This window comes from Aminobacter aminovorans (assembly GCF_900445235.1).
Lineage (GTDB): Bacteria > Pseudomonadota > Alphaproteobacteria > Rhizobiales > Rhizobiaceae > Aminobacter > Aminobacter aminovorans.
This window is the reverse complement of record NZ_UFSM01000001.1, coordinates 530,037-547,500: the sequence shown is the minus strand read 5'-3', so window position 1 is coordinate 547,500 and position 17,464 is coordinate 530,037. Positions and strand designations below refer to the sequence as shown.

The window sequence follows — 17,464 nt, the reverse complement described above, 5'->3', positions numbered from 1 at the left end:
ACCCCGTGCACCTTTACTATAGCTTTACATTGGCATTCGTAGTGGCATGTGTAGGATAGGTGGTAGGCTTTGAAGCCAGGGCGCCAGCCTTGGTGGAGCCACCCTTGAAATACCACCCTTATCTCTATGGATGTCTAACCGCGGCCCGTTATCCGGGTCCGGGACAATGTATGGTGGGTAGTTTGACTGGGGCGGTCGCCTCCTAAAGAGTAACGGAGGCGCGCGATGGTGGGCTCAGACCGGTCGGAAATCGGTCGTCGAGTGCAATGGCATAAGCCCGCCTGACTGCGAGACTGACAAGTCGAGCAGAGACGAAAGTCGGTCATAGTGATCCGGTGGTCCCGTGTGGAAGGGCCATCGCTCAACGGATAAAAGGTACGCCGGGGATAACAGGCTGATGACCCCCAAGAGTCCATATCGACGGGGTTGTTTGGCACCTCGATGTCGACTCATCGCATCCTGGGGCTGGAGCAGGTCCCAAGGGTATGGCTGTTCGCCATTTAAAGCGGTACGTGAGTTGGGTTCAGAACGTCGTGAGACAGTTCGGTCCCTATCTGCCGTGGGTGTAGGAATATTGAAAGGATCTGTCCCTAGTACGAGAGGACCGGGATGGACGGATCTCTGGTGGACCTGTTGTGGCGCCAGCCGCATAGCAGGGTAGCTATATCCGGACGGGATAACCGCTGAAGGCATCTAAGCGGGAAACCCACCTTAAAACGAGTATTCCCTGAGAACCGTGGAAGACGACCACGTTGATAGGCCGGGTGTGGAAGTGCGGCAACGCATGAAGCTTACCGGTACTAATAGTTCGATAGGCTTGATCGTTCTCATTCCTAATGCTCATCACAGTGCGATCCCAAAAGATCGTCACACTGCCAAATGGCAGGATGAAAAAGCACAACAAAGATCAGCGAAAAGCCACGAGAGGCACCACGACAGCTCAGCTGTCCAGGCCCCTCAAAGCTCCTTCGCGACACAAAGCTTCTCGATAAAACGTGCGTTTTGCCGACCTGGTGGTTATGGCGGAGCGGCTGCACCCGATCCCATTCCGAACTCGGCCGTGAAACGCTCCAGCGCTGATGGTACTTCGTCTCAAGACGCGGGAGAGTAAGTCGCTGCCAGGTCTGCCAAACGCACGTTGAAACAACGCATCGCAAACGCGTTGTCGAAATCTTCTCGATACAAAGGGCCCGCCAACGGGTAGTCGGGCCGCGTAAGCGGCCCTTTCCTTTGGCAAATGCCGGATAAAAAGGACGTTTTGCCTACAGCAAAAGTCCGAAGCGTTGAAAAAGGACTTTTGCCTCAGGCAAAAGTCCGGTGGCGCGGGGTGGAGCAGCCCGGTAGCTCGTCAGGCTCATAACCTGAAGGTCACAGGTTCAAATCCTGTCCCCGCAACCAAATACCAAAACAGCCCAGCTTGTCTGGGCTGTTTTGGTATTTGGACGCAGGTGACGGGCGAGTTGAACCTGCATCAGGGGCCCGCTAGGAGGCAAAGCCGACGACGCGGGACAAAAAGCCAAATCCTGTCCCCGCAACCAACAACAAAAGCCCGCCAAGGTGAAAACCACGGCGGGCTTTTTGCTGTCTGGATACTCACCACGGTCGAGGTGAAGCAACAGCAGCAGCCCGCAAGCGCTACGCAAGAAGCCAAAGCCCACCACGCGCCACAAAAACCAAAACAGCAGAACCAAAACCAAACACAAAAACCCGCCAAGGTGAAAACCATCGCGGGCTTCTTCGTATCCGCACGATCCCCACCGATCGAGCCGAAACCGAAGCAGAACAGCGGCGCTCGCCCGCAAATGCCCCCCCACCACCAGCTGGCTGGCATCCACCAGCCGACACTGCACGCGAAAACCTAAGCCAGGTAGCGGCTGTCCCACGCCGCCATCCGGTGCGCATTGCCGACCTGCATCGCTCGCGAAAAGGCCGAACTGACCAGGCCGAAGACTGTCGACACCAGGATCTTCGGCCTGTCGGCGAGCTCAGGGCTCCCCATATCCGCATCGCTCGAGCCGCGGTGCAGCGCGCGGATGTCCATCATCACGACGTCGCCGGCCCTGACGTCAACGCGAACGATGTCGGGGGCCGACGCTTCCGCAAGCAGCTCAAGCCGTGTGTCATCGAGCGGTGTGGGCGTAAGATGCGAGCCTGGCAGGATTCGCAGGCTGGCGCCGTCCTGCAGATAGACCAGTGCCTTGAGGCATCCGGCCGTCTCCGCCCAGGGATCACAATCCTTGAGGAAACCGCTGTAGCGGCCGCGCAGCAGGTCGGTATGCCAGTGTTGGGAGCGGTTGACTGTAATGTCGCTCAAACCAAGGGCGAAATACGGGATGTCCTGGTAATAGGCCTGCAGGAACCGGTTGATCGTCTCGTCGGCGGCGATGCTGGCGTGGAGTGCAGCCAAGGCTGGAAAGCGATGAAAGCCCGCGAGATGGTAGGAGTGGGCGACGTTACGTGTCTGTCCCATGCTGCCGAGATTGTCGACGGCAGATTGGCGAAATGCCTCGATTTCGGCTTTGTCGAAGACTTGCGGCAGTACGCAATAACCGTCTCTCAGGCTCAGGTTCGTCAGTTTCGGATCCATGCACCCCAACTCAGCCCTGCTTCAGCGATCGGCGCTTGCGCACCCGCTTCGCCTTGAGATCGGAGCGCAGTCGCTCGATCAGGCCACGCGTGTCCGGCTCGCCCCAGATGCGACGTTCGCTCCACAATCGGTTGTAGTTGTTTCCGCCTGATGGCACCAGATCGCTGAACTCGCCTTCCGCTGTCTTGTTGCGGATGGCCACGATTTCTCCGGACGGCATCATCTTGACGATGTTGACCCTGCCGGTTCGGTCGGTGTTCAGCCGCGGCGAGTCGCCGAAGGTGATCGAGCGCCAGTCGGACGTCTCGGCCAGGACGCGCCCGAACAGATAGGGTCCGGTCGGTTCCAGCGACGAGTGGCCATAGAAGCGGGCATTGAAATGCGCGACGATGCGATCGATCGCCCGCGCCAGAACCGGATTGCCGGCTTCGGCGTAGATGAGCGCGTTGCTCGTCGCCCAGGACGGATGGCCTGATATGTCGCGGAAAACCACCATCTTGCAGCGGCTCCCGATCGCGATCGGGCGCAGGTGGAGATAGGACAGGTCGGAATAGAGCCCGCCAAAGCTATGCAGCAGGCAGTAGCGCGCTAGGTCCGCCTTGAAAGCGTAAGGCGTCAACGCTTGATAAGCCTGCAGTACCGGTTCGGGATAGCTGGCGGCGAGAAATGCGGTCAGTTCTTCGTTGTCGTAGCGCCGGTACTCAGCGTCGGGATAGGTCGACCTGAACGACTCGACGTTGCGCGCGAAGCTGTCCGTTGTCGCTGGCGACGGCTGCGCGCCGTCGGTGATCATGATCTGGAAAAGCCGCAGCGGCGGTTTTGTCATTCCATTCGTCCCCGATTGCGACCGTGTTATCAGCCCGAGCGTGGGCGTGAGAAGGGGCTGTCTGGTCTGGCAGGGGGACGTTGCGGCTAGAACAGCTCAAAATCGCCCGATGGCGCGGCGTTCGGCTGCTCGGAGGTCTGGCCGGCCAGGCGTGCTGCGAGGTCTGAAAGGGTGATAGCTGCGAGGGCCGCTTGCGGATCGAGCTGCCAGACTGGGCTCGTGCCCGTGCCGATCTCGTCGAGATAGCCGGCTAAGCAGCGAAGTTTCTGCTCGATGTGATCGAAGCTCTGCAGCGCCTGCGCGTAATGCGGGTCGGTCGCGGCCAGCTGCCCGCTCTGCGCGGCTACCAGCGGATGCAGCCTTTCCACTTGCGCTGCGATATCGCTCAACTCGGTGCTCACCCGTCCAAGCAGCTCGGATACGGGCATAAGCATCTCATGGCAAAGTGCACTGGCACGCGATGGCATGGCGGACGGCCTTTCGGAAGATCAGAAGAACTCGACGGAACCGCCCGCGGGCGCGACCGGCGGCTGCTTGGGCTGGACAGGCGCAACGAAGCCCTTGTCGCCGGAGAGCATGACCTGGCGGGCGCGGCCTGACAACGGCCAGTATTCGACGCGGCGCCCGCGATCGCCGCCGAGGTCGCCGCCGACGATGCTGATGCCTTCGTTGCGCAGGAACGTTTCGGCAAACTCACCATTCATCGCGCCGATGTCCGAAAGACCCTCGATGGTTCGCCCCCCGCCGAACAGCTTGGCTTCCAGCCGATGGCGATGGGCGCCACGCTGCAAAAGGCCGTTGACGAGCAGCTCCATCAGGTGGACGCCGTAGCTCTGGGCATCGAGTGACGAGCGGCCATTGTTGCCGGGCAGCAGGAAATGGTTCATGCCACCGGTGCGGGCAAACGGATCGCGGATGCAGGCGGCGACACAGGACCCCAGAATGGTCGTCAGCACGACGTCCTCCCTGTCGACCACGTGGTACTCGCCGCGCATGACGGTGATGCGCTGGTTTGGGGTGACCAGTGTCACTTAAGAATCCCGACGATTGCTTCGATGGCCTTCTTCAGCGCCGGCATGGTGAACGGCTTGGTCAGGAAGTTGTTGACGCCGAGTGCCACGGCGGCTTCCAGCAACTGTCGATCGCCCTTGCCGGTCAAGAGGATGAATGGCGTCGCCCGGGTCGGGCCATAGGAGCGGATTGCCTTCAACAGCTGCAGCCCGTCGAGCTTGGGCATGTTGAAGTCGGAGATGACCATATGGGAGGGCTGCTCCATCATCATACGCAGCGCCTGCTCGCCGTCCTTGGCGATGGCGATCTTTCGGATGCCCATCTCCTGCAGCGCATCGGTGATGAGCATGCGGCTGGTCGTCGTATCGTCGACGACGAGAACCTTAAAGTGTTCGAGGAAGGACATTTTTGACTCCATTGGAATTCGAGCGCGTCAGCGCGAGGATGTGGGAGGCGATCTTGTCCAGCGGCGCCTGCCGCTCGACTGCGCCAACTTCAAAGGCGACCCTGGGCATGCCGTAGACGAGGCTGGTGGCCTCGTCCTGGCCGAGCGTGCTGGCGCCGGCCTGGCGCATTTGCAGCAACCCGGCAGCACCGTCGCGGCCCATGCCGGTCAGGATCGCGCCGACCGATTTGGAGCCCGCCCTGGCGACCGAGGCAAACAGCACATCGACAGACGGCCGGTGGCCGTTGACCGGATCGGTGCTGCGCAGCCGGCAGCGCAGCTGGCCGGGGCCTGAAATCTCGAGATGCGTGGCACCGCCAGGGGCGAGATAGACATGCCCTGTCGTCAGCGGCGCGCCATCGACGGCTTCGCTCACATGAGGCCGCGACATGCGGTTGAGGCGCTCGGCGAAGCTCTTGGTGAAAGCCGCCGGCATATGCTGCGTGATGACGGTCGGCGGGCAGTTCTCGGGGAACTGCGACAGCACCGTGATCAGCGCCTCGACGCCGCCTGTCGACGAGCCGATCGCGACGATCTTGCCGTTTGGCACATAATCGGCATTGCCGGCGGGTTGTTCGCGCTGTGCGCCGATCTGCTGGCTGTTGGTGGCCAGCGGCCGGATCTGGGCGCGTGCCGCCGCCTTCACTGTCGCCTGCAGCGCACCGAATGCCCTGTCATCGCTGAAAGATGCCTTGGAAATGCAGTCGAAGGCGCCGATCTCAAGTGCCATGATCGTGGCCGAGGCATCCCTCGATGTCAGGCTCGACACCATGATGACGGGCATCGGCCTGAGCCGCATGATCTTCTCGAGGAATTCCAGGCCGTTCATGTTCGGCATCTCGACGTCGAGCGTGATGACGTCGGGATTGAGTTCCTTGATCTTGGTGCGGGCCTCCAGTGGGTCGGCGGCATGGCCGACGACCTCGATGGCCGGGTCGAGACGCAGCACCGCCGAAAGCAGCGTGCGCATGGTAGCGGAATCGTCGACGATGAGAACGCGAACCGGCTTCATGCTGCGCCCTCGCGCAGCTTGTAGGTGGTGATGCCCTCGGGCTGGAAGTCTGAGGTCGCGGGCCCCGAGACACGCTCGGAATGGCCGATATAGAGCGTGCCTCCAGCCGTCAGCAGCGGCACGAAACGGCTCCAGATCCGCGACTGGGTCGCCTCCTCGAAATAGATGACGACGTTGCGGCAGTAGATCGCCTGGAAGCGGCCCTTCATCGGCCATGCGCCGATGAGGTTGAGCTCACGGAAGGCGACGATGGTGCGCATTTCGTCGGCGGCGCTGAACGAGGTGCCGTCGCCTGAGCGTACCGGCGTGAACCAGCGCCGGCGCAGGTCCGGCGGCACCGGGCGAAGGGCGGCCTCGCTGTAGACTCCCTCGCGGCCGAACGCGACCATGTTGGGGTCGATGTCGGTCGCCAGAACGCGGATGTCGTAGTTGGCAGCCTCGGGCATCAGCGACAGGATCGTCAAGGCGATCGAGTAGGGCTCGGCGCCATTGGAGCATGCCGCCGACCAGATTCTGACGCGACCGCCGCGCCGCGCCGCATCGAGAAGCGGCGGCAGAACCTGCTTTGCCAGATGCTCGAAATGATGCGGCTCGCGATAAAAATTGGTGACGTTGGTGGTCAACGCCGCCAGCATCTTCTGGCGCTCGTCGAGCCCGTCGCGCGAGGCGATGAGCGTGCAGTAGTCGCGGAAGCTCTCCAGTCCGAGCGCCCGCAGGCGCTTGGACAGCCGGGAGTAGACGAGTGCCGCCTTGGCCTCGGTCAGATGGATGCCGGCGTCGGCATGCAGCATCGCCGCGATCTGCCGCATGTCCTCGCCGGTGAGCACGAACTCACCGGCGACCAGGCTCTGGCGCTGATTGCGCGGCTTGTCGATTTGCAGAGTGGTCATGCCGCAATTGGCTCAAGCGCCGGCAGGACGTTGTCCAGTGCGATCAGGCTGATCATGCGGCCTTCGATGGCCAGCACGCCGCGCACGAAGGTCTTGGCCATGTCGGAGGCGACGTCCGGCGTCGGCTTGATGGCTTCGTCGGTGACCGACAGGATGTCGGACACCGCATCGACCAGAAGCCCCACCACCTGGGTGCCGACCTGGGCCACCATGATGACGTGGCGCACCGTCGGCTCCGGCGGCTGGAAGCCGAGGCGGGCGGCAAGGTCGACGATAGGCAGGATCGCGCCGCGCAGGTTGATGACGCCGCGGACGTAGGGCGGTGACTTCGGCAGCACCGTCGCCGGTGCCCAGCCCCTGATCTCGCGTACCGACATGATGTCGACGCAGAATTCCTGCTCGCCGATACGGAATGCGATGAGCTCGCGGCTGCTGTTGTCGTGTTTGGTGGTCTCGATCATGGCATCACCCTGCTGCTGCAAGAACGGGTTCAAGAATGGTCGCGTCGGCCTGCGAATTGGCGATCACGGTGTCGACGTCGATGATGAGAGCGACGCGGCCATCGCCAAGGATGGTTGCGGCGGCGATGCCCGGCACGTGCCTGTAGTTGGACTCCAGGCTCTTGATGACGACCTGGCGCTGGCCCTGGATCGTATCGACGAGCAAGGCGCTGCGGCGGCCGCCTTCGGTCTCGACCAGGATCGCCACGGCAGCCAGCGGATCGGTGGCGGTGTTGCGGAAGCCGAGCTCGCGGCCGACGTCGATCAGCGGCGTGAAGGCATCGCGGATGGCGATCACCCGTGAGCCGCCGCCAAGGCCGTGCACGTCGGCTGCCTTGGGCTGCAGCGTTTCGATGATCGCCGTCAGCGGCACCACAAGCGTCTGGTCGGCGACAGTCACCACCATGCCGTCGAGCACGGCGAGCGTCAGTGGCAGGCTCATGGTGAAGGTCGAGCCCTTGCCGGGACGCGAGGTGATCGACAAGCGGCCGCCAAGGCCCTGGATCGAGCGCTTGACCACGTCCATGCCGACGCCGCGGCCGGAGATGTTCGATACCTCCGACGCCGTGGAGAAGCCTGGCAGGAAGATCAGGTTGTCGATCTCCTCGTCGGACAGCACGGCATCGGCCGCGATCAGGCCTTTCTCGGCGGCGATCGCCTTGACCCGTGCGCGGTTGATACCGGCGCCGTCGTCGGCAACCTCGATGACGATGCGGCCCGAGCGGTGCATCGCCGACAGGCGAACCACGCCCTCGGCCGGCTTGCCGGCGGCGATACGCACCTCGGGCTTCTCGAGCCCGTGGTCGATGGCGTTGCGGATCATGTGGGTCAGCGGATCGTTCAGGCGGTCGATCACCGTCTTGTCGACCTCTGTGCCTTCGCCGTCGGTGATCAGGCGCACCTGCTTGCCGGTCATGCTGGCGACTTCGCGCACCAGACGCGGAATGCGCTGGAACACCGACTTCACCGCCTGGGCACGAATGGCCATGACGCAGTCCTGGATCTCGCGCGTCAGATGCTCGAGTTCGTCGAGGCCAAGCGCCACAGCCGATCCGGGCACGTGCCCGGCCTCCATGACGCGCTGCGACAGCATCGCCTGGTTGATCACGAGTTCGCCGACGAGATCGATCAGCCGGTCGACACGTTCGAGGTCGGCGCGAATGGTCTGCGGGGCGGCGGCATTGGCACCACCTTCGCCGTTGCGTGCCGCGGCAGCCTTGGCCGGCTGTGCTTCGACTTCGACAATAGCCTCGCGCTCTTCAGCCAAAGGCAGCGGGATGATCTCGGCGGTCGTTGCCGGCAGAGCCGCCTCGTCGCCCTGGATGGAGCGGAGCAGGGTGGCGAATGCATCTTCAGTCGAGTCCGTGTCGGCGCCGGCATCGGAGGGGGCGGCGTCAGCTGCCTGAATGGTCAGGCTGGAATCCCACTCCACGAATTCGAAGACTTCGCGGATCGCGTCCTCGCCCTTCTCCGTTGTGAGCCGGATAATCCATTCGAGATAGGCGCCTTCTGGATCGAGTTCGGCGAGCTGCGGCAGTCCGCTCACGTCACAGCTGGTTTCCAACTGGCCGAGGCGTTCCAGTTCGCGCAGCACCAGTACCGTCTCGTTGCCCTTGGCATAGAGTTCGGGCCTGGGCTTGAAAGTGATCGTGTAGCTGCGCCCGGCTTCGACAGGGGCGTCCGAGAAGTCGAACGCCACGGTGACGGGCGTGAAGGAGAAGTCGCTCATGTCGTCTTCTTCTTCGGCGTCCGCCTCGGCCCCGCCGGGGCTCAGCGCGGTGAGTTCTGTGACCAGCACTTTACTGCGATCGCTGTCGACCGTATGGCCGTCGCGTGCCGCGGCCACGAGGTCCGCCAGAAGGTCGGCGGCACGCAGCATGACGGCCATGACGTCCGCCGTTGGTTCAAGCGCGCCGTTGCGGACGTGGTCGAGCGTGGTTTCGAAGACGTGGGCGAACTGCACCAGGTCTTCGAGGCTGAAGGCGCCTGCGCCGCCCTTGATCGAATGCACCGCGCGGAAAACCGCGTTCACGGTGTCGGATTCGGCTTCTCCGCGTTCCATTGCGAGAAGGCCCGTTTCCAGTTCGGCGAGTTGCTCCTCGCACTCCTGGAAGAAGGTCTGCTTGACCGCTGCCATTGCATCCACGGACATCTCTCCCGGTTCAGGCCGACACGCGGCGGATGGCGTCGATCAGCTTTGCAGGATCGAAAGGCTTGATGATCCAGCCGGTCGCCCCGGCACGCCGGGCGCGATCCTTCTTCTCGGCGTCGCTCTCGGTCGTCAGCACCAGGATCGGAATGCCGCGATAGGCTTCGTCGGCGCGGACATGCTCGATGAAGCCGAAGCCGTCCATCCGTGGCATGTTGATGTCGGTGACGATGACCCGCGGCATCTCGCTCTTCAGCACCTCGAGGCCGTGGACACCGTCCTCGGCTTGAATGACCCTGTAGCCGGCTTGCGTCAGCGCCAGTTTCAGCATCTCGCGCATGGTGCGCGAATCATCGACGGTCAAAATGGTCGCGCTCATTCCGGCATCTCCTCCCTGGTGAAATCCGCTTCTGAGAAGCCCAGGAGCCGCAGGCCTTCGACGAAGCCGGGCGTCAGGTTGGTGAAGGAGAGCGCGGTCTCATCCGCGCTCCAGGTTTGTTGCGCCGACAGGAGAACCTGAAGGCATTGACCGCCGATCCGCTCCACGCGCGAGGCATCGATGGTCAGCGCGGTTCCGCGCATTGCGAGCAGGCTTTCGGTCAGTGGCGCTGCCGCCCTGAAGTCCAGCGCTGCCGCAAGCTCGAGTATCCGTTGCGATGGATCGGACAAGGTGGTCATGGCTGGCTCAGAACTCCTGCCAGTCGTCGGCCGCCGGTGCGATCGCACGGGCTGCGGAAGAACCGAAGCTCGAGGATGCAACCTTCAGTTCGGGCCGCGGTGCGCGCGCCGGAGACTTGGGACTTGCTGAACGGCCGGACTCGACCACCGAGAGCTTGCCGAGCCGGAAGGTGCTGATCTGGCGCGACAATTCTTCGGTCTCCTGGGACAGCGAGTGGCTGGCGGCAGTCGATTCTTCGACCATCGCGGCGTTCTGCTGGGTGACCTGGTCCATCTGGTTGACCGCCGAGTTGACCTGGTCGAGACCGGTCGACTGCTCATGCGCGCTGGCCGCAATGTTGGTTACGACAGCGTTGATCTCAGCCACCTGGAGAACGATGCGCTCCAGTGCCTTGCCGGTCTCGGCGACCAGCTTGACACCTTCGCCGACCTGCGTCGTCGACGCGGAGATCAGGCTCTTGATCTCGCGGGCGGCTTCCGCCGAACGCTGGGCAAGCGCACGCACTTCCGAGGCAACCACGGCGAAGCCGCGTCCAGCGTCGCCCGCGCGAGCCGCTTCGACACCGGCGTTGAGCGCCAAGAGATTGGTCTGGAAGGCGATCTCGTCGATCACGCCGATGATGCGGCTGATCTGCTCGGACGACTTCTCGATCGTGCCCATGGCGTCGATCGCCTTGCGTACCACGATGCCGCTCGATTCCGCGTCCGACTTGGCCGTGGAGACGACGTCACGGGCATGTACTGCACCCTCGGCCGTCTTCTTGACGGTCGCGGTGATCTCGTCGAGCGCAGCTGCGGTCTCTTCGAGGCTGGCAGCCTGCTGTTCGGTGCGGCGCGACAGGTCGTCGGCAGCGGTGTAGATCTCGCCGGTGCCGGCGTGGATCGCCTTCACTGAGGAGGTGATGCTGAGCATGGTCTGCTGTAGCTTCTCAACCGACTCGTTGAAGTCTTGGCGCAGCTTGACCAGCTTGTCAGGGAACGGCGCGTCGATGCGGTGCATCAGGTCGCCCTTCGATAGGGCGTCGAGGCCGTGGCCCAGAGCCGAGATCGCAACCATGTCCTGGCGGTCTTCTTCGGCCTTCTGCGCGGCGCGCAGTGCGGCATCCTCCTCGACTCGGCGACGCGTTTCAGCGGCCTCTGCCTCGAGACGAACCTTCTCGATCGCAGCTTCCTTGAAGGTCTGCACGGCTAACGCCATCTGGCCGACTTCGTCGCGGCGGCCGATGGCCGGAACCACGACCTTGAGGTCACCGGAAGCCAGGCTGCGCATCGCATGCGTCATGTTGTTGACCGGCGTTGCGATCTGGCTGGAGAGCCACAGCGCGATCACCACAAGGATAGCGATGATAAGGCCGGCGCTGCCGAGCTGCAGGTATTTTGCTGTCGCAATGGCGTCGTTCTTGAGAACCGCAGTGTCCTCTTCCCACTTACCAATCTCGGCCTGCATCTCGGCAACCGCCTTGCGGACGGTAGCCTGCACTTCCGAGGCGCGGGTCGAACCAGCAAGTTCGCGGCCACGGTCGTAGGTTTCAGGCTTGCCGGCGAGCTGGACGATCGGGTCGCCGATCTCGGAGCGCCAGTTGTTGGCGGCGGTCTGGAAGTTGTCGATCGCCGTGATCACATCCTTGTCGGTGATCTGCCGGCTCCGGGCATCGGCGATGGTCTTGTCGACGTTCAGCGAGGTGTCGTGATAGCGCTTGGCGACGTCCTCGCGCAAGCTCAGCACATAGGTGCGGGCGATGTTGGCGCGGTCGAGGTGCAAGGCTTCGGCCTTGCCGAGCGTATTGAGCACGCTGCTGGCCACCTGGAGCTCTGCACTGGCAGCCTCGAGCTGATTGAGGGCGCGCATCATAAACCCGCCGACGACGATGCTGACGAGCACGATCGCCGAGAAGGCGAGGACCAGCTTGCGCGTGATTGAGAGATTGGCGGCGGAGAAGCCACTTTTCGGCGGCGGACCGCCGTAGTGGCTGGCTGTTGGATCGAAGGTGGAACTCATTGGGCGTTTCCTTGCCGTAGAGGTAGAACTTGGTTGCCTGGCCCCACAGGTCTTCTTCGCCGGCAAAGTGTGGCCGATCGCTGGGAAGCTTTTTCGCTTCGCATCGCCTGAAGACATGCAGGAATGTGAGTAGGGGAGGGCGCCGGCGGCGTCGCCAGCGCGTGTTTTGCTTCGAAAAAGGAGGAGATCTAAGAGAGGTTTTTCAAACGTGGCTTATTAGAAATTGCTCATGTCTTGCCTGCGTATTCCATTCCCGAGAGTGCCGACAGGAACCCCTCCCTGTACTTAAAAATTTAGCTATCTCGTTGACTCGACGTATTCAGAAGAAATTACCCAAGTGTAAATGCCGGCAGCACTGCCAAGGATCCGAGTCATCAGTACTTGTACGGCAAGAGTCTTTGGCGTCGCAAAAGCTATGTCCGAAAGTTAAGTCGACGGTATCGAGTATGATTGGCTTAAGATAATCCACTACTCTTGCAAGACTATTCCCCAGTCAAATCCGGCCTGATCCTAGTCGGTGCCGATCCATGTAAGCCGCCGCTGACAGTCGAGCGGGCCGCCTTTTGGGCTTTGTCGAACGGTTGCTGCCCGGTGACTCAACGTAATGGCGGCTATCGATCTGCCTCATTCTTGCCATTCTTGGCAGTGGACTTGTTAGAGTTCTAAGGCCTTTGCGCTGCGAAATTCCGCAGAGTCATATGATTTTTTTGCGCCAAGGCGCGCAAGTTGACCTTGAGTCACGCGGCGGATTGCAGTCTCTGCGCGCACCGGTTGTGAGCCGATTGCGCAACTCGCCGAACAAGGGGAATCATGGCGTGCAAGCGTTGCCGCAGTCCGTGTGATGGGGCTCTGCCCATGGTTGAATCATCGCGCGTTTTACTTCCTGTCTAGTTGCAATGCGTCGCCACTGAAGGTTTGTGCGCTAATGGGAGCGCCGTCCTAGACGGTATGCACACGAATGAAATGTGCCGCCGAAGGTCTGTACACAAACAAAAAAGGCGCCGGCCGCGGCCGACGCCTTCTCGTGATGGGCGCCTGATGGCGCCCGCCGTGGTCGTCTCAGCCGATGCGCTGGCCGCTCTTCGGGTCGAAAACATGCAGGTCGGCGGCCGTTGCCGACAGCCGGACGTTGTCGTCAGGCTTCACCGCGACCCGCCCCATGGCGAAGACACACACCTGCTGGCCGGCCAGCCTGGCATAGAATTGCGTCGACAGGCCCAGCGGCTCAACGACCTCAACCTGGACGGAGATGTCGCCGTCGGCAGCGATACGCATGTGCTCGGGCCGCAGCCCGATGCTCACCTCGTCGCCACTGGCGATCGGCAGGCTCGCCGATACGGGCAGATGCTGGCCATCGACCAGGACGGCTGCCGCATCGTTGCCCGTTCGCTTGATCGTCGCCGGCAGGAAATTCATGCCCGGCGAGCCGATGAACCCGGCAACGAACGCGTTGGCGGGCCGGTCATACAGCTCGAGCGGTGCACCCACCTGCTGGACGACGCCGTCATGCATGACGACGATGCGGTCGGCCATCGTCATCGCCTCGATCTGGTCGTGGGTGACATAGACCGAAGTCGTCTTGAGCTGCTGATGCAGCGCCTTGATCTCGGTGCGCATGTGCACGCGCAGCTTGGCGTCCAGGTTGCTGAGCGGCTCGTCGAACAGGAACACCTTCGGATCACGCACGATGGCGCGACCCATGGCGACGCGCTGGCGCTGGCCGCCGGAAAGCTGGCGGGGCAGGCGCGCCAGCAGCTTGTCGAGGCCGAGCCGGCTCGCCGCGCCATTGACCCTGGTGTCTATGGCGTTCTTCTCGGCTTTCCGAAGTGCCAGGCTGAAGCCCATGTTCGAGGCGACGTTCATGTGCGGGTAGAGCGCGTAGGACTGGAACACCATGGCGATGTCGCGGTCCTTGGGGGCGACGTCGTTGACCACGCGTTCGCCGATACGAATCTCGCCCGCCGACACTTCCTCCAGGCCCGCGATCATCCTGAGCAAGGTGGACTTGCCGCAGCCGGACGGGCCGACGAGCACCACGAACTCGCCGTCTGCGATCTCCAGATCGACGGCCTGGAGCACGTTGAGTGAGCCGTAGTCCTTCTGGACCTTGTTGAGCGTAACCGAAGCCATGGTTCTACCCTTTGACGGCGCCGGCGGTCAGGCCGGTCACGAGATAGCGTTGCAGGAATGCGAAGAAGATGCAGACCGGGATGAGCGCCAGGATCGACGCCGCCATCATCTGCCCCCAGTCGACGGCGAACTTGCCGATGAAGGTCAGCAGGCCGACGGCAAAGGTCTTCTGGCCCTCGCTGGAGATCAGCATCAGCGCAAACAGCAGCTCGCTCCACGCCGCGGTGAAGACGAAGCCGAGCGTCGCGCCCATGCCGGGTAGTGTCAGCGGAATGATGATGCGGCGCAGCGCCTGGAAGCGGGTGCAGCCGTCGATCATCGCCGCTTCCTCCAGGTCCTTCGGGATGCCGTCGAAGAAGGATTGCATCAGAAAGGTCGCGAAGGCGGTGTTGAATGCTGTGTAGATGATGATCAGCCCGGTGAGGCTGTTGGTCAGGCCGAGCTCGCCCATGATGCGGTAGATCGGCGGGATGACCATCACCAGCGGGAAGGTCTGGGTCAACAGAAGCGCTATCGCCACCGTCGTCTTGCCGCGGAAGGAGAAGCGCGACATGGCGTAGCCGGCACCCGAGGCGATGACCGTCACCAGGATGGCTGTGGTCACCGACACCAGCACGCTGTTGAAGAAATAGAGCGGGAAGTCGCTGGCTTTCAGCACGGTGACGTAATTCTCGAAGGTGGTGGCCGAGGGCCACAGCGTGATGCCTTCGGAATAGAGCAGCGACTGCGGCGTCACCGAGATCTTCAGCGTCCAGTAGATCGGAAACAGCGCGAAGACGATGTAGGCGCCGATCGCGCAATAGAGGCCGATACCGCCGAGAACGCGCGTGGAAGTCGAACGTCCGGCAATCATCAGGAATTCCTCGCGAGCGAGCGGCGGATGCCGATGAGCACGACCGCATAGAAGATGAGCAGCACCAGAAGCAGCACGGCGACGGCCGAGGCGTAGCCCTTGTCCAGCGACTTGAAGGCGCTGACATAAATGTAGGTGGCGACCGTGTTGGTCGATCCGGCCGGGCCGCCGGCCGTCATGACGAAGATCAGGTCGGCGAAGGTGGCGATCCATATCGTGCGCAGCATCACCGTGATGGCGATCGTTGGTGCCAGGAACGGCAGCGTCACTTTGGAAAAGCGCTGCCATGGCGAGGCGCCGTCGATTGCCGCTGCCTCATGCAGCTCGGAGGGAATCGACTTCAGTGCCGCAAGCAGAGTGATGGCGAAGAACGGAACGCCGAACCAGACATTGGCAATGATCGGTCCCCACATGGCAGTGGCCGGGTCGGAGAGGATGCTCGTCGGTTCGGCTTGCAGCCCGAGCGCGTAGAGCCAATGCGGCAACGGCCCGACGATGGGGTTGAACAGCCAGGCCCAGGTCAGGCCGGACAGGAACGACGGCACCGCCCAAGGCAAGAACACCACCGCCTGGACGATCCTGCGGCCAAAGAACGGCCGGTCGAGCAGTAGCGCCAGTCCAAGGCCAAGAAAGAACTGGAAGAACAGGCTGCCGACAGTCCACCACAGCGTGTTGAGCAGCGCCTGGCCGAGCAATGCATCCGACAGCATCGCCTGGTACTGACCGAGCCCGACGAATTCGGACTTGAACGCCGAGAACTTGCGGAAAGAGTAGCTGATGCCGACGATCAGCGGCACCAAAAGCACGGTGACGAGCAGAATCAGCGCCGGGCCAAGATAGAGCCAGGGTTCCAGCCCGGGCAAAACGCCTCCGGGACGCATTCTTCGCGGCGATGTCAGTTCGGTGACTGCTGTGGTCATGGCGAGTGCTTTCGTCATGGCGAAAAAATCGCCCCCTCGCGCGCGACCTCGTCTCCAAGGGGAGAAAGGGCTTGGCGGCGAAGCCGGCATGACCGCGAGACGCGGTCGGCGAGGGGGCAGCAAGGGAGCCCTTCGAAGGGCATGGTTGGCGGGACATCGCTGCCCCGCCATGGCCGTTACTTCTTGTTTTTGGCCATCCAGTCCTGCTGTTCCTTGGTCAGGAACGCAGCCCATTCGTCGGCGATGTCCTTGGCCGTGCGCTGGCCGAGCAGCACCTCCTGGACATTCTTGACCGACACCTGGTCGTAGAAATTGCCGAGGTTCTCCAGATGCACCGGCGGAGTCACGAATTCGAACTTCTCCGGATTGTTCAGCTCGTCGAACCAGCCCTTGAACTGTTCGGTCTTGAAGTGCGGATCATCGGCAGCACTGGTGTGGATCGGCAGCACGCCAACTTCCTTGGCCCAGCCGATGTTGTCTGCCGGCGAAAGCAGCGTCGACATCAGCTTCCAGGCGTCTTCCTTGACGTCCGAATTGGCGAACATCGACCAGCCGGCATAACCCAGCGTCGGATAGGACTTTCCAGAGGGCCCGGCCGGCATCGGCGCCACCGCGAAGTCTTCCGGCTTCATCTTTTCGGCGATGCCGATCAGCGCGTCCGGATCCTGGTCGAGCATGGCGCAGGTGCCGGAATAGAAACCGGTGACGATTTCGTTGAAGCCCCAGGTGACGCTGTCCTTGGGCGCGTAGCCGCTCTTGTAGATGTCGGCCAGCATCTGCAGGCCCTTGACCGAACCTTCCTCGTTGATGGTCGAGGTGCCGTCGGCGTTGAAGTAGCCGCCCTTGCCGTTGGCAATGTTCATGAACATCTGCACGCCATTGAAGCCGCCCGGGCCGCCGCGCAGGCAGTAGCCGTACTTGCCGTTGATCGCCGAGATCTTCTTGTTGGCCTCCATGAACTCGTCGAGCGTCGTCGGCGCATGGTCTATGCCGGCTTCCTTGAACAGCTTCTTGTTCCAGAACATGGCGCGGAGATAGTAGCCGTAGGGGATCATGTACTGCTTGCCGTCGACCACCGAGCCGAACTGCTTGGCGCGATCGCCGAGCGTTGCGGCATCTGCCCATTTCGCCATATAGGGGCCAAGGTCTTCGAGCTGGCCGTTGGTGCCGTAGAGGCCGAGCCAGCGCTCGGGCATTTCGACGATGTCAGGGGTATCGCCGGCCTGGACCATGGTCAGGAACTTTTCGAAGGCCTGGCCCCAAGGCAGCGAAACGAGCTCGACCTTGACGCCCTGATTGGCCGCCTCGAACGCGGCGATCTGCTTCTTAAGGAACTCCGTGCGCTGCGGGCTTGTGATCACCTCCACCATCTTGACGGTCGAATCCGCCAGCGCCGATCCCGCCGACAGGGCAAGGCCCAGGGCCGTTGCGAACAAAAGGCTGTATTTCCTCATTCCAGTCACT

At 62.5% G+C, this 17,464-nt stretch carries 17 protein-coding genes, 1 tRNA gene and 2 rRNA genes (1 of these 20 running past the window's edge); 4 read left to right on the top strand and 16 right to left on the bottom strand.

Annotated elements, in window-relative coordinates; all coding sequences use genetic code 11:
• The 4 genes from DY201_RS02675 to DY201_RS28670 all read left to right on the top strand — a co-directional run.
• Positions 1-825: ribosomal RNA gene (locus DY201_RS02675) — 23S ribosomal RNA — on the top strand; it begins 1,988 nt to the left of the window's first position.
• A gap of 184 nt (positions 826-1,009) precedes the next feature.
• Positions 1,010-1,124: ribosomal RNA gene (rrf, locus tag DY201_RS02670) — 5S ribosomal RNA — on the top strand.
• Between the two features lie 197 nt (positions 1,125-1,321).
• Positions 1,322-1,398: transfer RNA gene (locus DY201_RS02665), tRNA-Met, on the top strand.
• A gap of 62 nt (positions 1,399-1,460) precedes the next feature.
• Positions 1,461-1,862, top strand: coding sequence for a hypothetical protein (locus DY201_RS28670; RefSeq protein ID WP_147297332.1), 402 nt, complete (start codon positions 1,461-1,463; stop codon positions 1,860-1,862).
• On the opposite strand, the gene DY201_RS02660 is transcribed toward DY201_RS28670, so the two are convergent.
• The 16 genes from DY201_RS02660 to DY201_RS02585 form a co-directional block, all read right to left on the bottom strand.
• Positions 1,859-2,587: a phytanoyl-CoA dioxygenase family protein gene (locus tag DY201_RS02660; RefSeq protein WP_115729866.1), complete on the bottom strand. Its 729-nt coding sequence runs from the start codon at positions 2,585-2,587 to the stop codon at positions 1,859-1,861. The genes DY201_RS28670 and DY201_RS02660 overlap by 4 nt on opposite strands.
• Before the next feature lie 10 nt (positions 2,588-2,597).
• Positions 2,598-3,413, bottom strand: a complete 816-nt coding sequence (locus tag DY201_RS02655; protein WP_115729865.1) for a glycosyltransferase family 32 protein — start codon at positions 3,411-3,413, stop codon at positions 2,598-2,600.
• An 86-nt stretch (positions 3,414-3,499) separates the two neighbouring features.
• The gene (locus DY201_RS02650) at positions 3,500-3,841 is read right to left on the bottom strand and encodes a hypothetical protein (RefSeq protein ID WP_131922461.1); all 342 of its coding nucleotides are present in this window, start codon (positions 3,839-3,841) and stop codon (positions 3,500-3,502) included.
• Between the two features lie 60 nt (positions 3,842-3,901).
• Positions 3,902-4,408: a chemotaxis protein CheD gene (locus DY201_RS02645; protein ID WP_165916090.1), complete on the bottom strand. Its 507-nt coding sequence runs from the start codon at positions 4,406-4,408 to the stop codon at positions 3,902-3,904.
• Positions 4,409-4,440: 32 nt separating this feature from the next.
• Complete coding sequence (locus DY201_RS02640) at positions 4,441-4,830, bottom strand: response regulator (RefSeq protein ID WP_115729862.1); 390 nt, start codon at positions 4,828-4,830, stop codon at positions 4,441-4,443.
• Positions 4,808-5,881, bottom strand: coding sequence for a protein-glutamate methylesterase/protein-glutamine glutaminase (locus DY201_RS02635; protein ID WP_115729861.1), 1,074 nt, complete (start codon positions 5,879-5,881; stop codon positions 4,808-4,810). The genes DY201_RS02640 and DY201_RS02635 overlap by 23 nt, the downstream gene beginning before the upstream one ends.
• Entirely contained in the window at positions 5,878-6,771 is an 894-nt protein-coding gene (locus DY201_RS02630; RefSeq protein ID WP_115729860.1) for a CheR family methyltransferase, read from the bottom strand. The genes DY201_RS02635 and DY201_RS02630 overlap by 4 nt, the downstream gene beginning before the upstream one ends.
• The gene (locus DY201_RS02625) at positions 6,768-7,232 is read right to left on the bottom strand and encodes a chemotaxis protein CheW (protein ID WP_115733546.1); all 465 of its coding nucleotides are present in this window, start codon (positions 7,230-7,232) and stop codon (positions 6,768-6,770) included. Before DY201_RS02625 ends, DY201_RS02630 begins: the two co-directional genes overlap by 4 nt.
• Before the next feature lie 4 nt (positions 7,233-7,236).
• Entirely contained in the window at positions 7,237-9,408 is a 2,172-nt protein-coding gene (locus DY201_RS02620) for a chemotaxis protein CheA (protein ID WP_425358751.1), read from the bottom strand.
• Between the two features lie 25 nt (positions 9,409-9,433).
• Positions 9,434-9,799 carry a response regulator gene (locus tag DY201_RS02615; protein WP_115729859.1) on the bottom strand — a complete coding sequence of 122 codons (366 nt, stop codon included), beginning with the start codon at positions 9,797-9,799 and terminating at the stop codon, positions 9,434-9,436.
• Positions 9,796-10,098, bottom strand: coding sequence for an STAS domain-containing protein (locus DY201_RS02610; protein WP_115729858.1), 303 nt, complete (start codon positions 10,096-10,098; stop codon positions 9,796-9,798). Before DY201_RS02610 ends, DY201_RS02615 begins: the two co-directional genes overlap by 4 nt.
• Before the next feature lie 7 nt (positions 10,099-10,105).
• Entirely contained in the window at positions 10,106-12,097 is a 1,992-nt protein-coding gene (locus DY201_RS02605; RefSeq protein ID WP_245431872.1) for a methyl-accepting chemotaxis protein, read from the bottom strand.
• A 1,059-nt stretch (positions 12,098-13,156) separates the two neighbouring features.
• Positions 13,157-14,227, bottom strand: coding sequence for an ABC transporter ATP-binding protein (locus DY201_RS02600; protein ID WP_115729857.1), 1,071 nt, complete (start codon positions 14,225-14,227; stop codon positions 13,157-13,159).
• Positions 14,228-14,231: 4 nt separating this feature from the next.
• Positions 14,232-15,080, bottom strand: coding sequence for a carbohydrate ABC transporter permease (locus DY201_RS02595; protein WP_115729856.1), 849 nt, complete (start codon positions 15,078-15,080; stop codon positions 14,232-14,234).
• Positions 15,080-16,000, bottom strand: a complete 921-nt coding sequence (locus DY201_RS02590; protein WP_115733544.1) for a carbohydrate ABC transporter permease — start codon at positions 15,998-16,000, stop codon at positions 15,080-15,082. The genes DY201_RS02595 and DY201_RS02590 overlap by 1 nt, the downstream gene beginning before the upstream one ends.
• Before the next feature lie 176 nt (positions 16,001-16,176).
• Positions 16,177-17,454, bottom strand: coding sequence for an ABC transporter substrate-binding protein (locus tag DY201_RS02585; RefSeq protein ID WP_115729855.1), 1,278 nt, complete (start codon positions 17,452-17,454; stop codon positions 16,177-16,179).
• Positions 17,455-17,464 lie beyond the last annotated feature (10 nt).